The following is a 25322-nucleotide window of genomic DNA, read 5'->3' on the forward strand; positions in this document are numbered from 1 at the left end:
GAGAGGGTGCTGTGCATTCGTGCATCCCAGATCGTGGACGTGGCGTACCGGGAGGCGGGACGGCGACGTACCGTTGCCCGAACGGAACCGTTGAGCAGAGGAGTGCGGTCGTGGCGCGGATCGCGGTGGTGGCCGGAGACGGCATCGGGCCCGAGGTGGTCGCGCAGGCCCGCAAGGTCCTCGACGCGGTGCTGCCCGAGGTGCAGGCCACCGAGTACGACCTCGGTGCCGCCCGCTGGCACCGTACCGGAGAGGTGCTGCCCGACTCGGTGCTGACCGAGCTGGCCGGGCACGACGCGATCCTGCTCGGCGCGGTCGGTGACCCGACGGTCCCGCCGGGTGTGCTGGAGCGGGGGCTGCTGCTCAAGCTCCGTTTCGCCTTCGACCAGTACGTCAACCTGCGCCCGTCCCGGCTCTGGCCCGGGGTCGCCGGCCCGCTGGGCAACGTGAAGCCGGGCGAGGTCGACCTCGTGGTGGTGCGCGAGGGCACCGAGGGGCTCTACGCCGGTGCCGGTGGATCCCTGCACCGGAACACCCCGGCCGAGGTCGCCACCGAGGAGAGCCTGAACACCCGGCACGGCGTGGAGCGGGTGATCCGCGACGCGTTCGCCCGCGCCGGCCGCCGGGAGCGGCGCAAGGTCACCCTCGTGCACAAGACCAACGTGCTCACCCACGCCGGGTCGCTGTGGGCGCGTACGTTCGACGCGGTCGCCGCCGAGCACCCGGACATCGAAACCGAGTACCAGCACGTCGACGCGGCGGCCATGTTCCTGGTCAGCCAGCCGCAGCGCTACGACGTGGTGGTCACCGACAACCTCTTCGGCGACATCCTCACCGACATCGCCGCGGCCGTCACCGGCGGCATCGGGCTGGCCGCCAGCGGCTGCATCAACCCCGAGGGGGCGTACCCCTCGATGTTCGAGCCGGTGCACGGCTCGGCGCCGGACATCGCCGGTCAGGGCATCGCCGACCCGGTCGCCGCTGTGCTCTCCGCCGCGTTGCTGCTGGAGCAGCTCGGGCACAGCGAGTCCGCCGCCCGGGTCAACGCGGCGGTCGCCGCCGAGCTGGCCAGCCGGGTTCCGGGCGTGACGCTGCGTACCGAAGAGGTCGGCGACCGGCTCGCCGCCCACGCCGTAGCCTGATCACCCCGGCCCGCCCGGCGACCGGCCCTGAGGCCGGTCTGCCACGGTCAGCCCGACCGGCGCTACCCGCTTAACGACCGTTCGGGGTAGGTTTCTGGCACAGCCATGTCGGTGTGCGGTCCCGCATGCCGTTGTTCCGCAGGGAGGTCAGCGCGATGAGCGGTGGTGACAAGCTCGACTTCGAGATCCGTCCGAATCTCGTGCCGGTATCCGCCGCCGATCGGGCCGCACTACTGACCAACCCCGGATTCGGCCGGGTCTTCACCGACCACATGGTCACGGTCCGCTACGCGGACGGCAAGGGCTGGTACGACGCCCGGGTGGAGGCGCGTGCCCCGATCCCGATGGACCCGGCCAGCGCGGTGCTGCACTACGCGCAGGAGATCTTCGAGGGCCTCAAGGCGTACCGCACGGCCGACGGTGGCGTGACGATGTTCCGGCCGGGCGCCAACGCGGCCCGCTTCGCCACCTCCGCGCAGCGGATGGCGATGCCGGTGCTGCCGCCGGAGGTGTTCGTCGACTCGTTGCACAAGCTCATCGAGATCGACCGGGAGTGGATCCCCACCGGCGAGGACGGCAGCCTCTACCTGCGGCCGTTCATGTTCGCCAGCGAGGTCTTCCTCGGCGTCCGCCCGGCCAACGAGTACCTCTACATGGTGATCGCCTCACCGGTCGGGGCGTACTTCACCGGTGGCGTCAAGCCGGTCACCGTCTGGGTCTCTCCGGACTACACCCGGGCCGCGCCCGGCGGCACCGGCGCGGCCAAGTGCGGCGGCAACTACGCCGCGTCGCTCGCGGCCCAGGCGGAGGCCATCGAGGCCGGCTGCGACCAGGTCGTCTTTCTGGACGCGGTGGAGCGCCGGTTCGTCGACGAGCTGGGCGGCATGAACGTCTTCTTCGTCTACGACGACGGCACTGTGGTCACCCCGCCGTTGACCGGCACGATCCTGCCGGGCATCACCCGCGACGCCGTCCTCGCGCTGGCCGGCGCGGCCGGACACCAGGTCGAGGAGCGGCCGGTCAGCTTCGCCGACTGGCAGGCCGACGCCGCCAGCGGACGCCTGAAGGAGGTGTTCGCCTGCGGCACCGCCGCGGTGGTCACCCCGATCGGTGGGGTCCGCTTCCCGGACGGCGAGTTCCTGATCGGTGGCGGCGAGCCCGGTCGGGTCACCACGGCCCTGCGTCAGCAACTTGTCGACATCCAGCGGGGCAAGGCGGCCGACCCGCACGGCTGGGTGCAGCGGGTCTTCTGATCTCCGTCGCTGCGCCGGCCCGTCCACCCGGACGGGCCGGCGCGGTTGGCCCTACGCGTCGGTGGGCTGCGCCTTGGTGGGCTCGTCGAGCAGGTGGTCGCGGAGCGCGGCGAGCTGCTCGTCGGTCACACCGGCGTGGCGCAGGTACGCCTCGACCGAGCCGTGCCCCGCGCGCAGCTCGTCCAGGAAGATCTGCATCGCCTCGGCGGGTGAGCTCAGGAACGGCGCCGGCACGTCCACGCCGCCCGGGGTGACGGTGGCCAGCCAGGCGCTGTACCGGGCCGACGCCACACTGCTCAACGCGTAGTCCGCGGCGATGTCCGCGTCGTCGACGCCGAGCACGGCGAGGGTCAGCGCGCAGACGATGCCGGTGCGGTCCTTGCCGGCTACGCAGTGCACCACCACCGGGGCGTTGACGGACTCGGCGATCAGGCCGATCGCCTCGGCCAACCCGGCGGTGCCGGTCTGGGCCAGGTCGGCGTACCGGTCCGCGAGGTACTGGGCGAGGCTGGCGCCCTCCTCGTGCGGCGTGCCCGCCCAGTCGGCGTGCTCCGGGTGGATGTGCCGGTAGGTCAGTCCCTGGTACGCCGGCACCCGGCCGTCGCGTTCCACCTCCGTGGGGCGGCGCAGGTCGATGACCGTGCGGATCCCGATCGCGGCGAACGCGTCCCGGTCCTGCTCGGTGAGGCGGTGCAGCGAGTCGGAGCGGTAGAGCCGTCCTCGGCGTACGGACCGGTCGTCGTGGCCGAGATAGCCACCGACGTCGCGGAAGTTGAAGGTGGCGGGGAGCGAGAGCTGGGGGTTGTTCCCGGTGGCGTCCACGCTCACACGGTAACGGCCGGTGGGACAGCGCCCCACCGGCCGTCGGGTCGAACAGTCACCGTGCGGTGCCGGGCGGGAGCGCGCCGTACGTCTCGTCGTAGTAGCCACCCAGCTGATCCCGGTAGCTCGGGTCGCTGTGGCTGGTCTCGTCGTACTCCGGGGCGGCCTTGATCTGGTCCCGGGTCCGGTCGACGGAGACGGTGCGCTGGTCGTGGTCGACCTGGTTGACGGTGCCGGCCGGCAACATCACCTTCTTGCCGAAGATCCAGGGCCCGGTGTCCACGACCAGGTAGCTGCCGCCCACCTCGTGGCTGGCGCTGTCGATCTTGCCGACTCCACCGTCGGTGGCCTCGACCTTGTAGCCGACCAGGTCGACGTCGGCCACGCCGGCGTGGTCGCGGTAGCGCCAGGGGTCGAACGTGCCGGCCGGCGCCCCGCCGGGCACCGTGCCCTGGTCGCCGCCGCGCAGCGGGTCCGGCCCGGCGTGGGTGGCGTGCGGATCGATCCTGTCCATGCCGTTCACTCCTGACTGTCACCGATCAACTCATGTCTCCGCAGGAGCTACCCGGCCGCCGGGGGCCGGAAACGGCCACAGGCTCAGGCCAGTGCGGCCTCGGCGTCCAGGGTGACCGCCGCGGCGTGCACGACGGCGGAGATCCGCAGGGCCTCGTGCAGCTGCTCCCGGGTGAAGCCGCTGCCGCGCAGCTTCTTCTCGTGCAACTCCAGGCAGACCCCGCAGCCGGCGATGGCCGACACGGCGAGGCACCAGAGCTCGAAGTCGCCCTTGTCCACTCCCGGCCTCGCGATGATCTGCATCCGCAGTCGCGCCGGCATCGAGGCGTACTGCTCGTCGCCGATCAGGTGCTTGGCCCGGTAGTAGATGTTGTTCATCGCCATGATCGCCGCAGCGCCCTTGGCCGCCTCGACACCCTCCGGCCCGAGGTGCCCGAGCGCCTCGGCCGCGATCTCCCGCAGCACCAGGGGGTTGCGGGCGGTCATCGCACAGGCCAGCGCGGTGCCCCAGGTCTGCACCGGGGTCAACGTTGAGGAACCGACGGTGGCGCCCAGGTTGAGCTTGATGTCCTTGGCGTACTCCGGCAGGGCTGCCGTGATCGCGTCCAGGCCCATGGTCAGACCCCGGTGGCGATCGTCTTGGACGCGTTGTTGGCGCCCAGCGATACGCGGGCGGCGAGTCCGTGCTCAGGTAAGCGGTCACTGACGGTGAGCACAGGTCCCCCTTGGAGACGGCGCGGTGGCCATCATCGGATCCGTTCCGAATGCTTTCGCATGGCAGTCTCCGCCGATGAGTGGCCCGGTGGCTTGTGAAGCCGATCACGAGCGGCGGTACGGTGCGAACGCACCCTCCGTCACCATCCCGCGATGTGGATTGTTCCTCCCAAAAACAGGGGAGGAGTGGCAGAGTGGCCATCGTGACCAGCACCGCCCTGATTATTGCGACCTAGCGCGCCGGCCCTCCCCTCTGCCGAGCGCGCAGACCTCCCGCATCCGCGGGAGGTCTTTTTGTTGCTCCGAGAAAGGATCCTGATGACGTTCCAGGTCTTCGACACCACGTTGCGCGACGGCGCCCAGCGCGAGGGGCTCACCTACTCGGTGGTCGACAAGCTGGCCGTGGCCCGGCTGCTCGACGAGTTCGGCGTCGGCTTCATTGAGGGCGGCTGGCCGGGCGCGGTGCCCAAGGACACCGAGTTCTTCCGCCGCGCCCGCACCGAGCTGGAGCTGCGGCACGCCGTACTCGTCGCGTTCGGGGCCACCCGCAAGGCCGGCGTTCCGGTCGCGGACGACCCCCAGGTGCGCGCCCTGCTGGAGGCGCAGACCCCGGCCGTGGCCCTGGTCGCCAAGGCCGACAGCCGGCACGTCGAGCGCGCGCTGCGCACCACCGGCGCGGAAAACCTCGCGATGATCCACGACACCGTCGACCACCTCGTCCGCGAGGGTCGACGGGTCTTCGTCGACGGCGAACACTTCTTCGACGGCTACCGGCACGACCCCGCGTACGGCGCGGCAGTGGTGCAGACAGCGCTCGCGGCCGGCGCCGAGCGGATGGTGCTCTGCGACACCAACGGCGGCATGCTGCCGTCCCAGGTGACCGCCGTGATCCGTGACCTGACCGACCGGCTGGGGATCGACGCCGGGCTGCTCGGTATGCACGCTCAGAACGACACCTCCTGCGCGGTCGCCAACACGATCGCCGCCGTCGAGGCGGGCGTGCGCCACGTGCAGGGCACCGCCAACGGGTACGGCGAACGCCCGGGCAACGCCGACATCTTCGCGGTCGTCGCCAACCTCCAACTCAAGCTCGGCATGCCCGTCCTACCGGAGGGCTGCCTGGCGCAGATGGTGCGGGTCTCGCACGCCATCGCCGAGATCGCCAACATCGCCCCCGACACCCACCAGGCGTACGCCGGGGCCGCCGCCTTCGCCCACAAGGCGGGGTTGCACGCGAGCGCGATCAAGGTCGACCCGTTGCTCTACAACCACGTGGACCCGTCGGTGGTGGGCAACGACATGCGGATCCTGATCACCGAGATGGCGGGTCGGGCCAGCGTCGAGCTCAAGAGTCGTGAGCTCGGACTGGACCTGGCCGGCCGCCCGGACGCCCTGAACCGGGTCACCAAGCGGGTCAAGGAGTTGGAGGCGGGTGGCTGGTCCTTCGAGGCGGCCGATGCCTCCTTCGAGCTGCTGGTCCGCTCCGAACTGCCGGAGGGCAGTCCGGCCCGGCCGTTCACCCTGGAGTCGTACCGGGTGTTGGTCGAGCACCGCGAGGACGGGGCGGTGGTCTCCGAGGCGACCGTCAAGATCCGGGTTCGCGGCGAGCGGGTGATCGCCACCGCCGAGGGCAACGGGCCGGTCAACGCCCTCGACGAGGCGTTGCGGGTGGGGCTGGCGCGGCACTATCCGCAGCTGCGTGACTTCGAGTTGGCCGACTACAAGGTGCGCATCCTGGAGGGCAGCCACGGCACCGGTGCGGTCACCCGGGTCCTGCTGGAAACCTCGGACGGCGGCGGCCGGGACTGGACCACTGTCGGCGTCCACCCCAACGTGGTCGAGGCCAGCTGGCACGCCCTGGTAGACGCCCTCACCTACGGCCTGGCCCCCACCACCGTCTAACCCCCCACTCTCGCGATCTTGCACTTGGTGTTGACGGTCTGCGGCTTTTGTCGCTGATGCCGGGACAGTAAGTGCAAGATCGACGAGGTGGGTTGGACTGCGGTCGAGGGTCGCGTTGAAGTCTCCGGCGAGGATCCGCAGGCCACCGTCCGGAGTGGCCGGTGGCTGGGCGGTCAGGTCGGCACGCCAGGCGCCCACCTGGTCCAGCGCGTACGGCGCCGAGGGGTGGGCCGACTCGACGCGGACCGGGGGCCCGCCGGGGACGGACACCGTCGCGTACGCCTGGCTGAAGCCCCAACCCTCGAGGTTGCGCCGGACACCGCCGTCGGTGATCGGCCACCGCGAGTAGAGCCCGGAGCCGGCGGTGCCCACCTCCGGGTTGAGCTGCCGGTGCGGCAGTAGCGTGGCGAGGCCGAGCTGATCCAGGGCTGCCTGGGCGTCCGGCGTGAACTCCTGCACGGCGAGCACATCCACCCGGTGTCGCCGGACCAGCTCCACGAGCGTCCGCGCGTCGGCGGCGCCGGCGAGCAGATTGGCGGTGAGTAGCCGCACTGTCGGCCCGGCCGCCGCGGGCTGCGGGCTGGCCAGCGCCCGAGGTGCGACGGTGCCGAGCAACGCCACCGCCGTCAGGGCCGCGAGCGCCGCCGGTCACCAGCGCCGTAGGGCGAGTACCAGGGCCAGGACCAGCACGCTGACGCCCGCGACGTACGGCGTGAAGGCGAGCGCCTGCACCAACGGCCCCCGGTCCAGGCCGAGCAGTCGGGCGGCCGCCCAGAGGGCGGTGGGTACAACGGCAAGCCAGCAGAGCACCGTGCCGAGCCGGGCCTTTCGCTGCGCGGGCGGAGCGTCGACGATCACGACGGTGATCCTAGTCAGACCTCGCGAGGCCATTTCGTGAATGGTGGTGCGCTCACATTTCACAATTATCTGACGGCTGGTTGACACCCCGGAAAAGCGAGATCAACTATTGACTGGTGGCTTTTTCCGGTGCTACGTTCCATCTGGCTTAAACGACGCAACTCTGAGTAGTAACAGCAGCTCAGAGGGGATGCAGATTGCTGGGAAATCAATCTCGTCGGGTGTGAGCGAGGCCGCTTTCCACCGCCCAACTGTCGTTGTACGCCTATTTATGGGCAGTCAACCGTCCCGCCCCGCGGGTCGGCCGAATTCGCACGGTCACACAAGGGGGACCTGTCATGAGCACATCCTTCCGACGTAAGGTGGCGGCGGTAACGTTCGCCGTCCTGGGGCTCAGTCTCGCCGGCGGGGGCATCGCTATCGCCCAACCGTCGGCGAAGGCGCCGCAGGAAGCGGTCCAGCCGGCACGCGGCACGAACTCCCAGCCGCCGGTCAGCGCCGAGTCGGCGCGCATCGCGAAAGCGGCGCTGAAGGCGGGTGCGGCCACTCCACTGGTGGCCACCAACGTCTACACCGTCGTCAACTCCAACGGCACCAAGGCGCGCGGTGGCGGCACCGTGGTCAAGTACGGCGTCGGCCAGTACGAGGTGATCTTCGGCCACAACGTGACGGCCGGCGCCTTCCTGGCCACCATCTCCCGGTCGGACTCCTGCTGCATCCCGCCGGGTGGTGAGGTCTCCGTCGCTCCACGGCTGCTGACACCCAACGCGGTCTTCGTGCAGACCCGCAACTCGGCCGGGACCCCGTCCGACCTGGGCTTCACCCTGCTCACCCACACGCCCTGACCGAACCGACACCCGGCCCCCGTCGCCTCCGGCGCGGGGGCCGGACCCTGTCTGCCCGGCGCGCACGCCCGGCCCGGATCGGCGGCGCCAGGTTGGGGTCGGGCCCTGCTCGACCGGTTCGTGCCGCTCGGGCGCACAGTGGCCGGTCCCTTGCCGGTTGTCCGCCCCTCGACAGGCTCGCGACGGTCGTCACCCTTCCGCGCGGCTCATCCCCATTCCGGCCACTGCGGGCCGGTCCGGGCCGCACAATCCGACGTTTGCCGGGCGTGTGCCCGGGAAGCAAGCACCGTGACGGACATCTCGGACACCCTGGCCAGCATGCCCAGCCCGGTCGATCCGGAGCCGACCGGTATCGAGCTGGAACAGACCCTCTTCGAGGTCAAACGCGTGATCGTCGGGCAGGATCGCCTCGTCGAACGCCTGCTCACCGCCCTGGTCGCCAACGGACACTGCCTCCTGGAGGGGGTGCCCGGCGTGGCCAAGACACTGGCCGCGCAGACCCTCGCGACGGTGGTCGGCGGCACCTTCTCCCGGATTCAGTTCACCCCGGACCTGGTGCCCTCCGACATCGTCGGCACCCGGATCTACCGGGCGTCGAAGGAGACCTTCGACATCGAGCTGGGCCCGATCATGGCCAACCTGGTGCTGGCCGACGAGATCAACCGGGCCCCGGCCAAGGTCCAGTCGGCGCTGCTGGAGGCGATGGCCGAACGGCAGGTCTCGATCGGCGGGCGCAGCTGGCCGGTCCCGGAGCCGTTCCTGGTGCTGGCCACCCAGAACCCGATCGAGTCCGAGGGGGTCTACCAGCTCCCGGAGGCGCAGCGTGACCGGTTCCTGATGAAGGTGGTAGTCGACTACCCCAGCGACGCCGACGAACTGGCCATCCTCTACCGGATGAGCACCGACCGGCCGACCCCGCGCCCGGTGCTCGACGCGCAACGGCTGCGGGACCTCCAGATCCACGCCGAGCGGGTCTTCGTCCACCACGCGTTGGCCGAGTACGTGGTGCGGCTGATCCTCGCCACCCGCGACCCGGGCCGGTTCGGGCTGCCCGAGATCGCCCCGCTGTTGGCGTACGGGGCCAGCCCCCGGGCCACCCTGGGGCTGGTCGCTGCCGCCCGGGCACAGGCCCTGCTGCGCGGGCGGGAGTACGTGCTGCCCGAGGACATCCGTGAGCTGGCCGTCGACGTCCTCGCCCACCGGCTGGTGCTCTCCTTCGACGCGGTGGCCGACGGGGTGTCGGCCGAGAGCGTGGTGCGACGGCTCGTCGAGGCGGTGCCGCCGCCCCGGCTGGCCACCGGACACCCGCAGCAGACACCGGATCTGGCGGCGGCATGAGACGCGCCACCGTCGCGCCCGCCGACCCCGGCCTTGCCGAGCTGGCCCCGGACCAGCGCCTGCGCCGCCTGGAACTGACAGTCACCCGCCGACTGAACGGCCTGCTGCACGGCCAGTACCGCGGTCTGCTGCCCGGTCCCGGCAGTGAGCCGTCCGGCAGCCGCGAGTACCGGCCGGGCGAGGACGAGGTTCGCCGGATGGACTGGGCGGTGACAGCCCGGACCGCCGTACCGCATGTCCGGCAGGTCGACGCCGACCGGGAACTGACCACCTGGCTGCTCGTCGACGGCAGCGCCAGCATGGAGTTCGGCACCGCCGAGCTGGACAAACGGGAACTGGCGGTGGCCGCCGTCGCGGCGGTCGGCTTCCTGACCGCGGGCGTCGGCAACCGCCTCGGCGCCCAGGTGCTGCGCGCCGACGGGGTACGCCGCTTCCCGGCCCGCAGCGGGCGTACCCATCTGCTCGCTCTGCTCCGCGCGTTGCTCGCCGCCCCCCGGGCCACCGCGCCCACCGACCGGCCCGGGCGAAGGCCGACGGCCCTACCGCCCGATCTGGCCGACGGACTCGACGCGCTGCACCGGATCGCCAACAGGCGTGGGCTGGTCGTGGTGGTCTCCGACTACCTCGACGGCCTGCCCGACGATCCCAGTCAGGCAGCGCCCTGGGAGCGGACCATGCGCCGGCTGGCCGTCCGGCACCAGGTGCTGGCGATCGAGGTGACCGACCCGCGTGAGCTGGAACTGCCGGACGTCGGCCTGATCACGCTCGTCGACCCGGAGACCGGTCGGCACCGCGAGGTGTGCACATCGGACCGTGGGCTGCGCGAGCGGTACGCCGAGGCCGCCACCGCCCAGCGCGAACAGGTCCACCAGGCGCTGCGCCGCAGCGGGGCCACCCACCTGCCGCTGCGCACCGACGGGGACTGGAGCGCGGACATCGTCCGGCACGTGCACGCCCAGCGTCGACTGGCCGCCGCGCCGGTCGGCCGACCCCGGGGAGGTGCCGCGTGATCTGGCAGTCGCCGCTGCGACTCTGGCTGCTGATCGGCGTGCTCGCCCTGGTCGTCGCGTACCTGGTCATGCAGCGGCGACGCAGCCGGTACGCGGTCCGCTTCACCAACCTGCGGCTGCTGGACCGGGTGGCGCCGGAGCGGCCCGCCTGGCGTCGACACGTACCGGCCGGGCTCTTCCTGGCCATGCTGGCGCTGCTCGTGGTCGGCTTCGCCCGCCCGAGCGCCGAGGTCCGGGTGCCCCGCGAACGGGCCACGGTGATGGTGGCGGTGGACGTCTCCACGTCGATGCTCGCCACCGACGTCGAACCGGACCGGTTGGCCGCGGCGAAGGAGGCCGCCCGGCGCTTCGTCGAGGGCCTGCCCGACGAGTTCAACGTGGGTCTCGTCGCGTTCGCCGGCAGCGCGGCCGTGCTGGTGCCCCCGGGCACCGACCGGGACGCCCTCGACGAGGGGATCGACCGGCTCGCCGAGGGCATCACCGGTGTCCAGGGCACCGCGATCGGCGAGGCAATCAACACCTCACTCGGCGCGGTCAAGAGCCTGGACAGCGAAGCCGCGAAGGAGACCCCACCGGCCCGGATCATCCTGCTCTCCGACGGCGCCAACACCTCCGGGATGGACCCGATGGAGGCGGCCGCGGAAGCGGTGAAGGCGGAGGTGCCGGTGCACTCGATCTCGTTCGGCACCCCGTCCGGGTTCGTCGACCGAGGTGGACGACCCATCCAGGTGCCGGTGGACGGTCAGACCCTCAAGGCGGTCGCCGAGGAGACCGGCGGCATTTTCCACGAGGCCAGCACCACCGACGAGCTGCGCGCCGTCTACGACGACATCGGCAGCTCGGTGGGCTACCGCACCGAGCGGCAGGACGTCTCGGCCCGGTTCATCGGCCTCGGACTGGTGTTCGCGATGGGTGCCGCCGCGGGCTCGATGCGCTGGTTCTCCCGGCTGCCCTGACCGCCGCGCACAACCGACGTCGACCGTGAGGAGTACGCATGGCAGTACAGACCGGACTGGGCGAACCGCGCGGTCCCTGGTTCATCTCGCCGGAACTCGACCCGGACGGGCGCGGGTGGTGGGACGCGCCCGACCGCGACCCGGGCGGGCGACGGCCTGGGCGGCTGCTCGCCGTGCTGGCAGTGGTGGCGGTCTCGGCCGTCTCCGGTGCTCTCGCCGGTGGCGTGGTGGCCAGCCGGGACGGGGCTGGGGGCCCGGCTGCGGCGTCCGCCGCCCCGGTGCCGGCAGAGCTGGTCACCGCGGCCGAGCGGACCGTACCCGGGGTGGTGTCGGTGCTGGCCGGCGGCGCGACCAGCGGGTCCGCGACCGGCTCCGGCTTCGCCGTGGACGACCAGCAGCACCTGATCACCAACGACCATATCCTGGCCAAGTCCGGTGGCGGGCCGGTGACGGTGGAGCTGCCCGACGGCCGCCGGTTCGCCGCCGAGGTGGTCGGACGGGAGCCGCGCAGCGACCTGGCGGTGCTCAAGGTGCCGGCGTCGGCCGGTCTCACTCCGCTGCCCCTGGCCAAGCCGGGCGCGACCCGGGTCGGTGAGCCGGTGCTCGCGGTGGGGTCGCCGCTCGGTCTGGCCGGCACGGTCACCGCGGGCATCGTCAGCGCGCTCGACCGGGAGGTACGGCTCGGCAACAACCGACACAGCGCGGTGCAGACAGACGCGTCCATCAACCCCGGCAACTCCGGTGGGCCACTGGTCAACGCGCGCGGGGAGGTGGTCGGGGTGAACACCGCCATCGCCACCATCGACGGCAACGGCTCGATCGGCATCGGGTTCGCCATCCCGATCGACCAGGTGCAGCAGACCGCCGACACGATCATCGGCAAGGGTGGCTGAGCTGCCCGAACGCCCTGACGGGGGTCACCACTGTCAGATATCCGGCCGGACGGCATCGGACCATGGAAATATTACGCTCGGTATGGATACTGGCGGAGGTGGAGCGTCCTCTTCTCACGGTCCTCCTGCTGGTGGGCCTGGTCATCGGATGTGCAGTGGGGTCGGCGTACACCCGGGCACGACGCGGGTGGAACGATTACCAGACCGTCAAGAAATCGGTGCCAGGCGCCCGCCGGGGCGCCTGGTCGCTGATCCGCGGCGTCGCCGTGAAGGCCGCGGTGATCGGGGTGCTGCTCTTCGGCGCCGTGGCGTACGCGGCCGTCGGCTCCGACGAGGAGACCGCCGGACCGGCGCCCAGCCAGTCCCCGACGCAGAGTGAGCCTCCGCACCGATGACCCTCGGCGGGTCGTCGCGGGTTAGCCTCGGGGCGTGGACGACGGACTGCGGGTGACCGACCGGTGGGTCGTTCCCGCCGGGGAGCTACGGGAGCGCTTCTCCCGCTCGTCGGGGCCCGGCGGGCAGGGCGTGAACACCGCGGACTCCCGCGTCGAGCTGAGCTACGACGTGGCCAACTCGCCGGCCGTGCCCGAGTGGCTGCGGTCGCGGGCGCTGGCCCGGCTGGCCAACCGCCTCGTCGACGGGGTGCTGACGATCGCCGCCAGCGAGCACCGGGCCCAGCTGGCCAACCGGGAGGCGGCCCGGGCCCGGATGACCGCCCTGCTGCGGGAGGCCGCCGCGCCCCCACCGCCGAGCCGCCGAGCGACCCGCCCGTCGCGTGGAGCCAAGGAACGCCGGCTGGCCGAGAAGAAACGCCAGTCCCAGCGCAAGCGGGACCGCCGCGCCGACGACGACTAGACCGCGCCGACGACGACTAGACCGGGACGGCGGCGAGCAGCCGGTCGCGCAGCACGGCGGCCCGCTCGGCGAACCCGCGCTGCGCCGCCGCGTACTCCGCCCGGCCGTCCGGAGTCTCCACCCGCACCGGCGGGTAGCCGAGTGCCGCCAGGTCGTACGGGCTGGCCCGCATGTCCAGCGTGCGGATGTCCCGGGCCAGGTCGAACGCGTCGGCCACCAGCTCCGAGCAGACCAACGGCGACACCTTGTACGCCCACTTGTACAGATCCATGTTGGCGTGCAGGCAGCCCGGCTGCTCGTGCGCGTGCTGCGTCTCCCGGGTCGGGGTGAGCAGGTTCAACGGGCGGGCCGGCGCTGTGAAGAACCGGAACGCGTCGAAGTGGCTGCACCGCACGCCCCGCTCCTCGACGACCTCGGCGGTGCGCTCCGCGCTCAGCCGCAGCGGCCAGGCGTTGTGCCGCAGCTCCTCCCGGGTCTGCCGGTAGACCATCGCCCACTCGTGCATCCCGAAGCAGCCGAAGTGCGGTGCCCGCCCCCGCGTCGCCTCCAGCAGGGAGCGGATCCAGGCGATCGACTCGCCACGCCGCGCGCGTACCCCCTCGGTGTCGAGGGTGACCCCGGCGGTGCTGGCGCGGTAGTCGCGGCCGAACTCGGCCGGATCGGCGTCGCGCAGCTCGACCCCGGACCCCGGATGCCAGCGACGCAGCTGTGCCGGGCGGTGCGAGTAGTAGGTGAACAGGAAGTCGGCCACCGGATGCCGCTCACCACGACGTCGCCGGGCCAGGTGCGGGGTCAGCCAGACGTCCACCCGCTCCTCGTGGGCCCGCAGGCGGGCCTGCCACTGCGCCACGTCGAGCACGGCGGGGGCGAGGGCGGCGGTCACGCACCCAGGGTACGACCGCCGCCCGCACACCCGGTCAGGGCATCTGCACCCGGACCCCGGCGGAGAACACCCCGCTGCGCAGCTCCAGCTGCTGGGGCGGGTCCCGCCCGTCGACGGTGAAGACCAGCGGGAGCACCATCCGGGTGCCCGCCGCCATCGGGTCGGCGAAGACGTCCCGACCCAGGTTCGCCGTCCGGGTGGCCGACTCGTCGGTGCTCACCCAGCGCCCGCCGGGCAGGTACGCCCGTTGCAGCTCGCTGTGCCACGGCTGGTGGTCGCCGGTGACGTTGCGCACACCCACTGTGGCCTCGCAGCGTCGCCCGTTCGCCGGTGCGGCACCGCCGCCGTCGGGCTTCCCGGCGCTGCCGGGCGCGCCGCAGGTCATCCGGTACACGGTGAACTCGAACGCCGACTCGCGCAGCGGCACGCCCAGCGACCCGTTGACCCCGGAGCCCACCCACGCGCCGCTGGTGGGCTGCTTCTGCGTGTCGATCGCCGCTACCTGCCGGGTCGCCGTCCAACCCGCGGTGCCGACCACGCCGGCCAGCACCACGACCGCGGCGCCCACCAACATCCAGACCGGCGGGGTACGCCGCCGCCGCACCGGACTCGGGGCGGCCGGGCGGGGGTAGACCGTGCCGCGACCACCCTCGCCGCCGCCGCTGGTGGAGAGTGCGGCAGCCGTCACCCGACGCCCTCGCCGACGTCGCCACACCCACACCAGGGCGGCGCTGATCAGCAGCAGGACCGCCAGCCCGGCGAGCAGCACCGGGTAGCGGCGCCACGGCGGGGCCTCGGTCACCTCGGCCGCCGGTGCCGCTGCCGCCTGCCAGGTGGCACTGGCGCAGTCGTACGGCCGGCTGCCGTCACTGGTGAACGCGCAGGTCGGCGCGGTCAGCGGCCGGCCCGGCGCGGTCGCGGCGAGCGCGGTGCCCAGGGTGGTGGTGCTGTGCGCGGGCAGCCGCAGTCGCCAGGTCACCTCGGTGGCCGATCCGCCGGCCGGGGTGGACCGGCCACCACCGCTGATCGCGGTCGTCGACGAGCCGGGCGGCAGTTCCTGACGCACTGTGGTCACCAGCGGCGAGTTGCTCACGTTGCGCACCTGGATCCGGTACCTCGGTGCCGGGCTGCTCTCCGTGGCGACCGCCACCGTCACCTGTTGTGGGGGCGCCGACGCCGGCGCCCGGGTCGGCGGCGCCATCGCCGGTGGCGCCGAGGGCGGGGTGGGCTCGGTCACCCGCGCGACCATCGCCACCGGTGCCCGGGTTCCCGCTGGTGCTGGTGTGGCGGCCGGTAGTGGTGGCGCGACCGCCGTTGGTCGTGGCGTCGCGGCCGGTGGTCGTGGCGCGGCAGCCGTTGGTCGTGGCGTCGCGGCCGGTGGTCGTGGCGCGGCCGCCGCCTCCGGAGCCGCCGTCGGCAGGGCCGGCACGGCGGCGAGGATGCCGAGGCAGTGCACGAACACTGCGAGGGCTCTGTGGTGTCGTGTCGATGCAGGCATACGAACGAACCTCCGGAGCCGACGCTAGGGGCGAGCCGCCTCCGTGCGGGTACGAAGTCGAGAAGTCCGCACCGGTCACCTCCAGCTCCGCTAGGGTGCCGCGCGCTGACGGGTTGCGCACACCCGACCGCCGGTCCTGGCCGGTTGGGGCACCGGCGGCGCTAGATTGGCCGGGTGCGTATCGCTCGTTTCGCCCATGCCAAGGGAATGTCGTTCGGTGCCGTCGAAGGCGAAGCGGAGGCCGGGCCGCAGGGCCTGACCATCGCCGAGATCGAGGGTCACCCGTTCGGCAATCTCACCTTCAGTGGGGCCCGCTGGGCCCTCTCCGACGTCCGGCTGCTCTCGCCGATCCTGCCCAGCAAGGTCGTCTGCGTCGGCCGCAACTACGCCGACCACGCCGCCGAGCTCGGCAACGAGGTGCCCAAGGAGCCGCTGCTCTTCCTCAAGCCGTCCACCTCGGTGATCGGCCCCCGGGACGCCATCCGACTGCCGATCTTCTCCAGGCAGGTCGAACACGAGGCGGAGCTGGCGGTCGTGATCGGGGCGCCGGGTGCGCGCCGCGCCGACCGCGCCGCCGCCGAACGCGCCATCTTCGGCTACACCTGCGCCAACGACGTCACCGCTCGGGACCTCCAGCGTTCGGACGGGCAGTGGACCCGGGCCAAGGGCTTCGACTCGTTCTGCCCGATCGGCCCGTGGATCACCACCGGGCTGGACGTCTCCGACCTGGAGATCCGGTGCGAGGTGGGTCGCAACCCGGAGGAGATGGAGGTACGCCAACTCGGCCGGACGAAGGACATGGTCTTCGACGTGCCGGGCCTGGTGTCGTACATCTCGCACGTGATGACCCTGCTGCCCGGCGACGTCGTTCTCACCGGCACTCCGGCCGGGGTTAGCCCGCTTGTCGAGGGGGATACGGTCACCGTGCGGATCGACGGCATCGGCGAGCTCACCAACCCGGTGGTTCCCGTCGCCTGATCCGTCTGATGCCCCTGTTTCCGCAGCTCACGGGTGGTTCGGGGGGATCGGATTTGGCCTGCCGGCACCGGGAGGGTAAAGTTCACTCCCGGCGCCGCAAGGGGCCAATGGGGTATGGGGTAATTGGCAGCCCGACTGATTCTGGTTCAGTTAGTCTAGGTTCGAGTCCTGGTACCCCAGCGCTGCTGGAATTCGCGAGAATTTCCAGACGCTGGATTCTGACGGAGTTCGACTCCGCCCCTTCGGGGGCGGAGGGTGGTCTTCGGTAGAGTGCAGCTCCTCCACCGGTAAGGTGGGGGAGCGAAAGTTGTTCTGGCCCCGTCGTCTAGTGGCCCAGGACGCCGCCCTCTCAAGGCGGTAGCGCCGGTTCGAATCCGGTCGGGGCTACATCGTGCACAGCCCGTCTCACCTCGTGAGGCGGGCTGTTTCGTGTGCGCCGCCGGGCCCTCGGGTGACAGCGCACCCCGCGCTCGTGCCCGGGTGCGGTGCCGCTAGACTACATTCGCGCCGCCCGCGAGGGTGGTGAACGGAAAAGTTCTGGCCCCGTCGTCTAGTGGCCCAGGACGCCGCCCTCTCAAGGCGGTAGCGCCGGTTCGAATCCGGTCGGGGCTACAACCGAAGGCTCATCTCGCGACGCGAGATGAGCCTTCCTCGTTCCCCCCTCCCCCCTCCCCTTCATGATCAACATGGGCGGGGGTGGGGGAGGGGGGACGGGGAGCGGGTTAGAGGCCGGACAGGCGTTGGCCGGCTCTTACTACGGCCATGGCGTGGCGTTCGCCGGGGCGGCGGCCCAGGCGCTCGATCGGGCCGGAGATGCTGACCGAGGCGATGACCCGGCCGGTGCGGTCGCGGATCGGGGCGGAGACGCTCGCCACGCCGGCCTCCCGCTCGGCGACGCTCTGCGCCCAGCCGCGGCGGCGTACTTCGGCGAGGGTGCGGCCGGTGAACTTGCTGCGCGGCAGCAGCGGCATCACGGCCTCCGGCGGCTCCCAGGCGAGCAGGATCTGGGCCGCGGAGCCGGCCGTCATCGGCAGCACCGAGCCGACCGGAACGGTGTCCCGTAGACCGCTGGCGCGTTCCGCCGCCGCCACGCAGATCCGCTCGTCGGCGCGGCGCAGGTAGAGCTGCGCGCTCTCACCGGTGGCGTCGCGCAGCGCGGCCAGCAGCGGCTCGGCGGCGGTCAGCAGAACGTCCGGTGCGGCGTTGGCCAGCTCGCCCAGGCGAGGGCCGGGCCGCCATCTGCCCTGGGTGTCGCGCACCAGCATTCGGTGGATCTCCAGGGCCTGGGCCAGGCGATGTGCTGTGGCCCGGGGCAGCTTGGTGCGTTCGACGAGTTCGGCCAGGCTGGCGCCGTCCACGCAGGCGGCCAGGATGACCACCGCCTTGTCGAGAACGCCGACACCGCTCATACTGTGTCCCACAAGCCGAAACTTACCTCCCAGAATTTAGGATGTCCAGATGGTGGGAGTCACTCCTGAGCCGAGGACCCTGGCCGAGAAGGTCTGGGACGCGCACGTCGTACGGTCCGCCGCTGGTGAGCCGGACCTGCTCTTCATCGACCTGCACCTGCTGCACGAGGTGACCAGCCCGCAGGCGTTCGACGGGCTGCGGCTCGCCGGGCGCCGGGTTCGTCGTACCGACCTGACCCTCGCGACCGAGGACCACAACACCCCGACCGGGTACGCCGACCCGGCGTTCCGCCTCCGCCGTGGTGACCTGCTCACCATCGCGGACCCCACGTCGCGTACGCAGATCGAGACGTTGCGCCGCAACTGCGCCGAGTTCGGGGTCCGACTGCACCCGCTGGGCGACGACAACCAGGGCATCGTGCACGTGATCGGCCCGCAGCTCGGTCTCACCCAGCCGGGCCTGACGATCGTCTGTGGCGACTCGCACACCGCCACCCACGGCGCCTTCGGCGCGCTCGCCTTCGGCATCGGCACCAGCGAGGTGGAGCACGTGCTGGCCACCCAGACGCTGACGCAGAGCCGGCCGAAGACGATGGCCGTGAACGTCACCGGCCGGCTCGCGCCCGGCGTGACCGCCAAGGACCTGGTGCTCGCGCTGATCACGCAGGTCGGCACGGGTGGGGGTCGCGGGCACATCGTCGAGTACCGCGGCGAGGCGATCCGCGCCCTCTCCATGGAGGGGCGGATGACCATCGCCAACATGTCCATCGAGTGGGGCGCCAAGGCCGGCATGATCGCGCCGGACGAGACCACCTTCGCGTACCTCAAGGGTCGACCGAACGCGCCGCAGGGCGCGGACTGGGACGCGGCGGTGGCGTGGTGGCGGACGCTGCCGACCGACGACGGCGCGCGCTTCGACGCCGAGGTGACCCTGGACGCCAGCCAGATCACCCCGTTCGTCACCTGGGGCACCAACCCCGGGCAGGGTGCGCCGCTGAGCGCCCCGGTGCCGGACCCGGAGGAGTTCACCACCGACTCGGAGCGCACCGCCGCCCGCCGGGCCCTGGAGTACATGGACCTGCGCCCCGGCACCCCGCTGCGGGAGCTGCCCGTCGACGTGGTCTTCGTGGGGTCCTGCACCAACGGCCGTCTGGAGGACCTGCGGGCCGCCGCCGACGTGCTGCGTGGCCACCGGGTCGCCGACGGCGTCCGGATGCTCGTGGTGCCCGGCTCCGCCGCCGTGCGCGAGGCCGCCGAGGCCGAGGGGCTGGACAAGGTCTTCGCCGACGCCGGGGCCGAGTGGCGGTTCGCCGGCTGCTCCATGTGTCTGGGGATGAACCCCGACACGCTGAAGCCGGGCGAGCGCTCCGCCTCCACCTCGAACCGCAACTTCGAGGGCCGTCAGGGCCGGGGTGGGCGTACCCACCTGGTTTCCCCGCCGGTGGCCGCCGCCACCGCAGTGGTCGGCCGGCTGGCCGCCCCCGCCGACCTGTAGAAGGGACCGACGAGATGGACAAGTTCACCACCCACACCGGCACTGCCGTGCCGCTGCGCCGGTCCAACGTGGACACCGACCAGATCATCCCCGCCGTGTACCTCAAGCGGGTGACGCGGACGGGCTTCGCCGACGGGCTGTTCAGCGCCTGGCGCGAAGATCCGGCATTCGTTCTCAACGATGAGAACTATTCCGGGGCGTCGATCCTCATCGCCGGCCCGGAGTTCGGCACCGGCTCCTCCCGGGAGCACGCCGTCTGGGCGCTACGGGACTGGGGCTTCCGCGCCGTGGTGGCCCCGCGCTTCGGTGACATCTTCCGCGGCAACGCCCTCAAGGAAGGTCTCTTGCCGGTCGAGTTGGAATTGAAAGCCGTCGAAGAGTTGTGGGACCTGATCGAGGCGGATCCAACGACTTCGGTGACCGTCGACCTGACCGCCCGCCAGCTCCGGGCAGGGGACGCGAGCTGGTCGTTCCCGCTGGACGACTTCAGCCGTTGGCGGCTCCTGGAAGGCCTCGACGACATTGGACTCACCCTCCGCCACGCCGCCGACATCGACTCCTACGAGGCGCGCCGACTGCCGTTCCTGCCCTCCGTGGCATAGCCGTTAGGCCGCTCGCACAGCGGATTTCACCCCCATCGGTCCATCCGGTGGGGGTGAATCCGTTACGACACAAGGGCTTTTTTCTACCGAATGTTTGTGTCCCGGCAGCACAGGGCATACCGTGCGCGCAGAATGGCTCGCGACGAGTCAGTTGCACAATCGGGAGGAAGTCGTGAACAAGGCCGAGCTCATCGAGGCGCTCGCCGTTCGCCTGGGGGACCGGAAGATGGCGACGGCCGCGCTCGACGCGGTCCTCACCGAGGTCCAGGCGGCGGTCACCAAGGGCGAGAAGGTGGCGATCACCGGATTCGGAGCATTCGAAAAGCGTGTGCGTGGCGCGCGAACAGCGCGCAACCCGCGTACCGGCGAGGCGGTGAAGGTCAAGAAGACGTCAGTCCCGACCTTCCGCCCCGGCGCCGGGTTCAAGGAGATGGTGGCCAGCGGCAAGGTGCCGAAGGCCACGGTGGCGACCAAGAAGGCCACCACCAGCACCGCCACGGCCAAGGCGGCGGGCACGAAGGCGACCGGCACCAAGGCGGCCACCGCGAAGGCGGCGGGCACCAAGGCGACCACGGCGAAGGCGGCCAGCAAGAAGACCGCCCCGGCCAAGGCGAGCAAGACCACCACGGCGACCAAGACGGTCGCCAGCAAGAAGACCGCCCCGGCCAAGGCGAGCAAGACCACCACGGCGACCAAGACGGCCGCCAGCAAGAAGACCACCGCGGCGAAGAAGACCACCGCCGCGACCCGGTCGACCGCGGCGAAGAAGACCACCGCGGCGGCGAGCAAGAGCACGGCGGCCAAGAAGGCGCCGGCGAAGAAGGCTCCGGCCAAGAAGGCGGCCAGCAAGCGCTGACCGACCAGCACCGCAAGGGCGTCCACCCGTGGGTGGGCGCCCTTTCGGCGTACCGGGACGGCTTTTTCGGCGTACGAGGACCATTGACCCGGTTGACTCGCTCGCGCAGAATCGCCGGGTGCGCCACCGCCAGCTCACCACCGGCACGCTCGCGTTGGGCGTGCTCCTCCTCATCGACGTGCTGAGGGTCTGGCTGCCCGGCATCATCACCATCTTCGGTCAGGCGGCGTCCACCCCGGCCGAGCTGATGGGAGCGTTCGCCCTCTGCTGGTTCGTGCTCGCGATGGGGGCGCCCGCCGTGGTCCGCCGCGTCGGAGCCCGCCCGGTCACTGTCGTCGCCGCTGTCGCGCTCGCTGTCGCCCGGCTCGCGCTCACCGCCGCTCCCGGCGGGCGTACCCAGCTCTGGTTGGCCACCGCCGGGTTGCTCGCCGGGCTGGTCTGGCTGGTCGGCGTCGCCGCCGGCACCGACCGCCCGGTCCCGGGGCTGGCGTTGGGGTTCGCTGTCAACGCGGCGGTGCACGCGGTGCTGGACACCGTCGACCTGGTCTGGCGGGGTGACTGGGTGGCCTGGCTGCTCAGCGCCGCCGCGGCGGCGGTGTTCCTGGCCGGCACGGCGCAACCCGGCCAGCGCGGCGGCGCAGGTAACGCCGCTGCCGGCCCCGCTGACGCCCCTGTCGTCCCCGCTGACGCCCCAGCCGGCCCTGGTGGTGGCCGAGCCTGGCTGCTGGCCGGGCCGGCGCTGCTGCTGGCCGGAATGGTGGCGCTCTCCCCGGCGCTGGCCCGGACCGGGATGTCGTACCTCGTCGCCGGGGACGGAGTGGCTCGTTCGCCGCTGTTCGGCCTGGCGCCGGTGCCGGTGGCGGTCGCCGGGTTCCTGTGCGCCGCGTTGACAGGGCCGCCCCGTGGGTGGGGCCGGGCTTACGGACCGGTGGCGCTGCTCGGCGGCGCGGTGCTGTTCGCCCTCGACCGGGGCGACCTGCTCCTGCCGGCCATCCTCCTCGCCGCGGTCGGCCTCGGCGCCTGCCTCGCGCTGACCGACGACACCAGCCAGCCTGCCAGCGACACCGCGAGCGGCAGCACCGGCGCCTCTCGGCGGGGGTACGCGGTCGCCGCCGGGATGCTCGTCTTCGCGCTGGGGGCGGTCGGGTACTACTCGGCCTACGACCTCGGCTACCCCAACGCGGCGGTGCCCGTGGTGGTGGCCGTGCTCATCGCCGCCGTGGCGTTCACCGCCCGTCCCGCCGTCCACCGGCTGCCCGGGCCGTTTCCGCCGCTCCGGGCCGCCGCCGCGGTCACCGCGCTGGCCCTGCTGGCACCGGTGCTCGCCGACGAGGTGCCGGTGGCCAGCAACCGGGACGGCCCGCCGCAGCGGTTGACAGTGGTGGCGTACAACATCCGGATGGGGTTCGGGCTGGACGGCCGGTTCGACCTGGCCGGCCTCGCCGAGGTCGTCGACCGTCAGCGGCCCGACGTGGTGCTGCTCAGCGAGGTGGACCGGGCCTGGCTGCTCAACGGCGGGCACGACACCCTGGACCTGTTGTCGGACCGGCTCGGTATGCCGTACGTCTTCGGGCCGGCCGCCGACCCGGTCTGGGGTGACGCGGTGCTCAGCCGTTGGCCGGTGTGCGATCCGCGGACCCTGCCGCTGGCCGCCGTCGGCGCGCCCACCGGGGCGCAGGCCCTCGCCGTCACGCTGGACCTCGGCGACGGTGTCCGTACCGCGGTGGTCAGCACCCACCTGCAACCGCCGCCCGGCAAGGGCCCGGTGGTCCAGGCCCGCGCGGTCGCCGACTTCGCCACCCGGTACGCGGCCGGTGGGCCGTTGGTGGTGGCGGGTGACCTGAACACCGAGCCGGGCGACGAGGCGTTCGCGGAGTTCTCCAACGCGGGCCTGGTCGACGCGTTGGCCGCCGCCCGACCGCTGGCGACCAGCCCGGCGGACGACCCGCGCCAGCAGATCGACCACATCCTCGTCTCGCCCGGCCTGACCCCGAGTGATCCGGTCGCGCCGCGCAGCACGGCCAGCGACCACCTGCCGGTCGCTGTGACAGTGACCCTGCCGCCCCGCTGACCAGGCCGGGCCCGTGCGAACGCGGGCCCTACAGGCGGTCGGCGGCCAACAGCCGGTCGGCGGCGAAGGCGAGCAGCCAGCCGCCGCCCTTCGCTGTGGTGAAGTCCTCATCGGTGCGGCCGGTCAGCCGCTCCAGGGCGCCCGGCAGGACCTTGCCCTGGCTGCACACCGCCGACTGCCCACCGGTGCCGGCCAGCTCCAGCAGCCGGGCGGCGGTGGCCAGGATCCGCTCGTCGCTCTGCTGGCCGGGTCGTGGCTCGTCCAGGTCGCCGCAGACCTCGATCGGCAGGTCGAGCAACGTGGCGGTCGGGTCGAGCGTCTGCACGCACCGTCGTGGCGACGCCGACACCAGCCGGGCCGGCCGGATCAGGGCGATCAGCTCGGCCAGCGTGCTCGCCTGGGCCCACCCCTCGGCGTCCAGGGGCCGCCCGACATCCGGGCCGGACCAGGTGGCCCGCTTACCGGCGTGCGCGTGCCGGACCAACGCGACCGTCGCCGTCACCGACGGCAGCGCGGCGAACGCCGCCAACACCTCGGCGTCGTGCGGGTAGCTGACCAACCGGATCGCGTCGTCCACAGCGAGCCAGCGGATGTCGTCCACCTCGGTGTCCGGTTGGAAACCGCCGCTGGCCACCGCGAGCATCGACCAGTAGTCGACCAGCTTGGGCTGCCCCTCGCTGCGGTACCGCACCGACGGCAGCCGCACCTGGGGCACGCCCCGCACGTCGGCCTCCTCGGCCACCTCACGGACCGCCGCGGCCAGCGCGTGCTCGCCCGGTTCCAGCTTGCCCTTCGGCAGCGTCCAGTCGCCGTAGCGGGGGCGGTGCACCACGCAGACGCGTACGCCGTCGTCGGTCGGCCGCCAGGCCACCCCGCCCGCCGCCCGGATGCCCGTCACGGCAGCCAACTGGTGCGCCGTCGCCGGGTGGCCCGGTGCCAGGCGGCCGGGAAAAGATCCCGCATGTGGCGTACCGACAGGCGTTCCCGCTCGGCCAGCCGCCCGGCGGTGACCGCCAGCTCGTGGTCGTCCGGTCGTTCGGCGGCGATCTCCAGCCAGGTGTCCGCCGCCACCGCCGCGTCCTGGTGCTCGCCGAGCACGTCCTGCACCCGGGCGAGGGCGCGCGACAGCCGGCGCGCGCCCTCGCCGACCGTCGGGGCCACCGCGTTGACCGCGTACCGTGCCTGCTTGCCCTCCTTGCGGACGGCGTGCCAGCGCTCGTCCGGCGACTGCGCGTCGAGCCCGCCGACGCCGTCCGGCCCGGCCAACCGCCGCCAGGGACGGGCCACCAGCGCGGGTAGCGCCTTCGCGGCGGGCGCTGCCGCCCGGCGGGTGAACCGGGGCGCGCGGGCGGCCAGCACCAGGGAGTCCACCAGGGCCAGGTAGCGCGCGGAGCGCAGCATCTCGTCGATGGCGGTGAGCGCCTGTCGCTGCCGTCTGGCGAGGACCTCGTCGAGCCGGTCCACAGCGCCCCGGTCGAGCGGGCTCAGCGGATCGGCGTCGGCGGTGCGGCGCAGCCGCGCGCGCAGCACCTCGGCGTCGCGGGCCGCGCCGAGCACGTCGGCGAGCCAGCGCAGCTCGTCGCGCAGCGGGCGGGACCAGGTCTTGCGCAGCAACGGTTTGAACGTGCGCAGATCACTGCGCAGCCGTCGGCAGGCCACCCGCATCTGGTGCACGGCGGTGTCGTCACCGGCGGCCGGGGCGCGCAGCCGGACCAGCGGGTCGTGCGCCAACAGCCGGCGGATCTCCTTGCGGAGCGCCTCGGTCACCACGTCACCGGCGGTCGGCTCGGCGGTCAGCCCGGCCGGCGCGACCAGGTCCGGATCGGCCTGCGCCGTCGCGCCCAGCGCCCGTACGTGCTTCGGCGTGAACGACCCGCCCTGGGCGCCGGCCTCGCGCAGCACCCCGCCGACCCGGTCGAGCAGCTTCCGGTCGCCGGCCTTCAGCTCCACCTCCACCTCGCGGAACGTGTCGGTGGTGCTGCCGGCGTCGTCGAGCACTGTGACCCGGTCGTCCACCACCTCGGCGAGCACAGTGCCGGCCCGGTCACACACCTCGTACGCGTGCCGCACCGTCCGGACCACAGTCACCGGGGCCAGCGGCGCCCCCCGGTGCAGGACGGTGACCAACTCCACCAGCTCCGGCGGCGGCTGCCCCTTCGGCCCGGGACGGGAGATCTCGTGCCGCACGCCCGGCGTCCCGGTCGGCAGCTTCACCGTCCACGGCAGCTCGTCACCCTTGCGGTGGCGCAGCGAGGCACCGGCCCGGGCCAGCCGCAGGTCCACCGTGTCGAGGTAGCGGGCGACCAGCGTCACCGGTGGCAGTGCCCGGACCCGACCGCCGGCCGGGGCCGCGCCGGCCAGGTCCGGTAGCACGTAGGAGTCGTCCACCTCGTACTTCTGCTCCTCCTCGACCATCAGCTCAGCCTATG

General features: G+C 72.4%; 23 protein-coding genes, 3 tRNA genes and 1 pseudogene. 18 read left to right on the top strand and 9 right to left on the bottom strand.

The annotated features are described in order from the left end of the window. Positions 1 to 110 precede the first annotated feature (110 nt). Together ABZS40_RS12195 and ABZS40_RS12200 are read left to right on the top strand one after the other, a co-directional pair. Positions 111 to 1142, top strand: a complete 1032-nt coding sequence (locus ABZS40_RS12195; RefSeq protein ID WP_354943343.1) for a 3-isopropylmalate dehydrogenase — start codon at positions 111 to 113, stop codon at positions 1140 to 1142. 155 nt (positions 1143 to 1297) lie between these two features. Next, a complete protein-coding gene (locus tag ABZS40_RS12200) occupies positions 1298 to 2395 on the top strand; it encodes a branched-chain amino acid aminotransferase (RefSeq protein ID WP_354943344.1) in 1098 nt (365 codons plus the stop codon). Between the two features lie 51 nt (positions 2396 to 2446). Here ABZS40_RS12200 and ABZS40_RS12205 read toward each other — a convergent pair whose 3' ends face one another. The 3 genes from ABZS40_RS12205 to ABZS40_RS12215 all read right to left on the bottom strand — a co-directional run bounded on the left by ABZS40_RS12205 (position 2447) and on the right by ABZS40_RS12215 (position 4345). Next, positions 2447 to 3217, bottom strand: a complete 771-nt coding sequence (locus tag ABZS40_RS12205; RefSeq protein WP_354943345.1) for a tyrosine-protein phosphatase — start codon at positions 3215 to 3217, stop codon at positions 2447 to 2449. A 55-nt stretch (positions 3218 to 3272) separates the two neighbouring features. Next, positions 3273 to 3731: a PRC-barrel domain containing protein gene (locus ABZS40_RS12210; protein WP_354943346.1), complete on the bottom strand. Its 459-nt coding sequence runs from the start codon at positions 3729 to 3731 to the stop codon at positions 3273 to 3275. A gap of 83 nt (positions 3732 to 3814) precedes the next feature. After that, positions 3815 to 4345 carry a carboxymuconolactone decarboxylase family protein gene (locus ABZS40_RS12215; RefSeq protein WP_354943347.1) on the bottom strand — a complete coding sequence of 177 codons (531 nt, stop codon included), beginning with the start codon at positions 4343 to 4345 and terminating at the stop codon, positions 3815 to 3817. A 417-nt stretch (positions 4346 to 4762) separates the two neighbouring features. On the opposite strand from ABZS40_RS12215, the gene cimA reads away from it, so the two are divergent. Next, positions 4763 to 6346 (top strand): citramalate synthase, encoded by a 1584-nt coding sequence (gene cimA, locus ABZS40_RS12220; RefSeq protein ID WP_354943348.1) that lies wholly within the window; start codon positions 4763 to 4765, stop codon positions 6344 to 6346. On the opposite strand, the pseudogene ABZS40_RS12225 reads toward cimA, so the two are convergent. Next, positions 6335 to 7156, bottom strand: a pseudogene (locus ABZS40_RS12225) (endonuclease/exonuclease/phosphatase family protein); the annotation flags it as partial. The gene cimA and the pseudogene ABZS40_RS12225 overlap by 12 nt on opposite strands. 386 nt (positions 7157 to 7542) lie before the next feature. Between ABZS40_RS12225 and ABZS40_RS12230 the strand changes: the two are divergent. The 7 genes from ABZS40_RS12230 (at position 7543) to arfB (ending at position 13101) form a co-directional block, all read left to right on the top strand. Then, positions 7543 to 8049 (top strand): hypothetical protein, encoded by a 507-nt coding sequence (locus ABZS40_RS12230; RefSeq protein ID WP_354943349.1) that lies wholly within the window; start codon positions 7543 to 7545, stop codon positions 8047 to 8049. Positions 8050 to 8337: 288 nt separating this feature from the next. Continuing rightward, entirely contained in the window at positions 8338 to 9387 is a 1050-nt protein-coding gene (locus tag ABZS40_RS12235) for a MoxR family ATPase (protein ID WP_354943350.1), read from the top strand. Next, the gene (locus tag ABZS40_RS12240) at positions 9384 to 10397 is read left to right on the top strand and encodes a DUF58 domain-containing protein (RefSeq protein ID WP_354943351.1); all 1014 of its coding nucleotides are present in this window, start codon (positions 9384 to 9386) and stop codon (positions 10395 to 10397) included. The genes ABZS40_RS12235 and ABZS40_RS12240 overlap by 4 nt, the downstream gene beginning before the upstream one ends. Beyond that, complete coding sequence (locus ABZS40_RS12245; protein WP_354943352.1) at positions 10394 to 11353, top strand: VWA domain-containing protein; 960 nt, start codon at positions 10394 to 10396, stop codon at positions 11351 to 11353. Before ABZS40_RS12240 ends, ABZS40_RS12245 begins: the two co-directional genes overlap by 4 nt. A gap of 38 nt (positions 11354 to 11391) precedes the next feature. Further along, the gene (locus tag ABZS40_RS12250; RefSeq protein WP_354943353.1) at positions 11392 to 12246 is read left to right on the top strand and encodes a trypsin-like peptidase domain-containing protein; all 855 of its coding nucleotides are present in this window, start codon (positions 11392 to 11394) and stop codon (positions 12244 to 12246) included. 98 nt (positions 12247 to 12344) lie between these two features. After that, a complete protein-coding gene (locus ABZS40_RS12255; RefSeq protein WP_354943354.1) occupies positions 12345 to 12641 on the top strand; it encodes a hypothetical protein in 297 nt (98 codons plus the stop codon). 34 nt (positions 12642 to 12675) lie between these two features. Then, positions 12676 to 13101: an alternative ribosome rescue aminoacyl-tRNA hydrolase ArfB gene (arfB, locus tag ABZS40_RS12260; protein ID WP_354943355.1), complete on the top strand. Its 426-nt coding sequence runs from the start codon at positions 12676 to 12678 to the stop codon at positions 13099 to 13101. Positions 13102 to 13117: 16 nt separating this feature from the next. Here the strand turns inward: arfB and ABZS40_RS12265 are convergent, their stop codons facing one another. Further along, complete coding sequence (locus ABZS40_RS12265; protein WP_354943356.1) at positions 13118 to 13984, bottom strand: 3-methyladenine DNA glycosylase; 867 nt, start codon at positions 13982 to 13984, stop codon at positions 13118 to 13120. Between the two features lie 34 nt (positions 13985 to 14018). Then, positions 14019 to 15482 carry a hypothetical protein gene (locus ABZS40_RS12270; RefSeq protein WP_354943357.1) on the bottom strand — a complete coding sequence of 488 codons (1464 nt, stop codon included), beginning with the start codon at positions 15480 to 15482 and terminating at the stop codon, positions 14019 to 14021. A gap of 174 nt (positions 15483 to 15656) precedes the next feature. On the opposite strand from ABZS40_RS12270, the gene ABZS40_RS12275 reads away from it, so the two are divergent. From ABZS40_RS12275 to ABZS40_RS12290, 4 genes are all read left to right on the top strand, one after another. Further along, entirely contained in the window at positions 15657 to 16460 is an 804-nt protein-coding gene (locus ABZS40_RS12275) for a fumarylacetoacetate hydrolase family protein (RefSeq protein WP_354943358.1), read from the top strand. A 108-nt stretch (positions 16461 to 16568) separates the two neighbouring features. After that, positions 16569 to 16640, top strand: a tRNA-Gln gene (locus tag ABZS40_RS12280). Positions 16641 to 16774: 134 nt separating this feature from the next. Next, positions 16775 to 16847, top strand: a tRNA-Glu gene (locus tag ABZS40_RS12285). Positions 16848 to 16999: 152 nt separating this feature from the next. Continuing rightward, positions 17000 to 17072: transfer RNA gene (locus ABZS40_RS12290), tRNA-Glu, on the top strand. Between the two features lie 110 nt (positions 17073 to 17182). Here the strand turns inward: ABZS40_RS12290 and ABZS40_RS12295 are convergent. Beyond that, on the bottom strand, positions 17183 to 17869 hold the full coding sequence (locus ABZS40_RS12295; protein ID WP_007456408.1) for an IclR family transcriptional regulator: 687 nt from the start codon (positions 17867 to 17869) through the stop codon (positions 17183 to 17185). 49 nt (positions 17870 to 17918) lie between these two features. On the opposite strand from ABZS40_RS12295, the gene leuC reads away from it, so the two are divergent. From leuC to ABZS40_RS12315, 4 genes are all read left to right on the top strand, one after another. After that, the gene (gene leuC, locus ABZS40_RS12300) at positions 17919 to 19364 is read left to right on the top strand and encodes a 3-isopropylmalate dehydratase large subunit (protein WP_354943359.1); all 1446 of its coding nucleotides are present in this window, start codon (positions 17919 to 17921) and stop codon (positions 19362 to 19364) included. A gap of 14 nt (positions 19365 to 19378) precedes the next feature. Beyond that, positions 19379 to 19966: a 3-isopropylmalate dehydratase small subunit gene (gene leuD / locus ABZS40_RS12305; protein WP_354943360.1), complete on the top strand. Its 588-nt coding sequence runs from the start codon at positions 19379 to 19381 to the stop codon at positions 19964 to 19966. 172 nt (positions 19967 to 20138) lie between these two features. Beyond that, positions 20139 to 20822, top strand: coding sequence for an HU family DNA-binding protein (locus tag ABZS40_RS12310; RefSeq protein ID WP_354943361.1), 684 nt, complete (start codon positions 20139 to 20141; stop codon positions 20820 to 20822). Positions 20823 to 20940: 118 nt separating this feature from the next. Next, positions 20941 to 22893 (top strand): endonuclease/exonuclease/phosphatase family protein, encoded by a 1953-nt coding sequence (locus ABZS40_RS12315; protein WP_354943362.1) that lies wholly within the window; start codon positions 20941 to 20943, stop codon positions 22891 to 22893. Between the two features lie 28 nt (positions 22894 to 22921). On the opposite strand, the gene ABZS40_RS12320 is transcribed toward ABZS40_RS12315, so the two are convergent. Both ABZS40_RS12320 and ABZS40_RS12325 read right to left on the bottom strand, forming a co-directional pair. After that, on the bottom strand, positions 22922 to 23800 hold the full coding sequence (locus tag ABZS40_RS12320) for an NUDIX hydrolase (protein WP_354943363.1): 879 nt from the start codon (positions 23798 to 23800) through the stop codon (positions 22922 to 22924). After that, positions 23788 to 25308, bottom strand: a complete 1521-nt coding sequence (locus tag ABZS40_RS12325; RefSeq protein ID WP_354943364.1) for a CYTH and CHAD domain-containing protein — start codon at positions 25306 to 25308, stop codon at positions 23788 to 23790. Before ABZS40_RS12325 ends, ABZS40_RS12320 begins: the two co-directional genes overlap by 13 nt. Positions 25309 to 25322 lie beyond the last annotated feature (14 nt).

Source organism: Micromonospora sp. NPDC005324 (assembly GCF_040607155.1).
GTDB lineage: Bacteria > Actinomycetota > Actinomycetes > Mycobacteriales > Micromonosporaceae > Micromonospora > Micromonospora trifolii.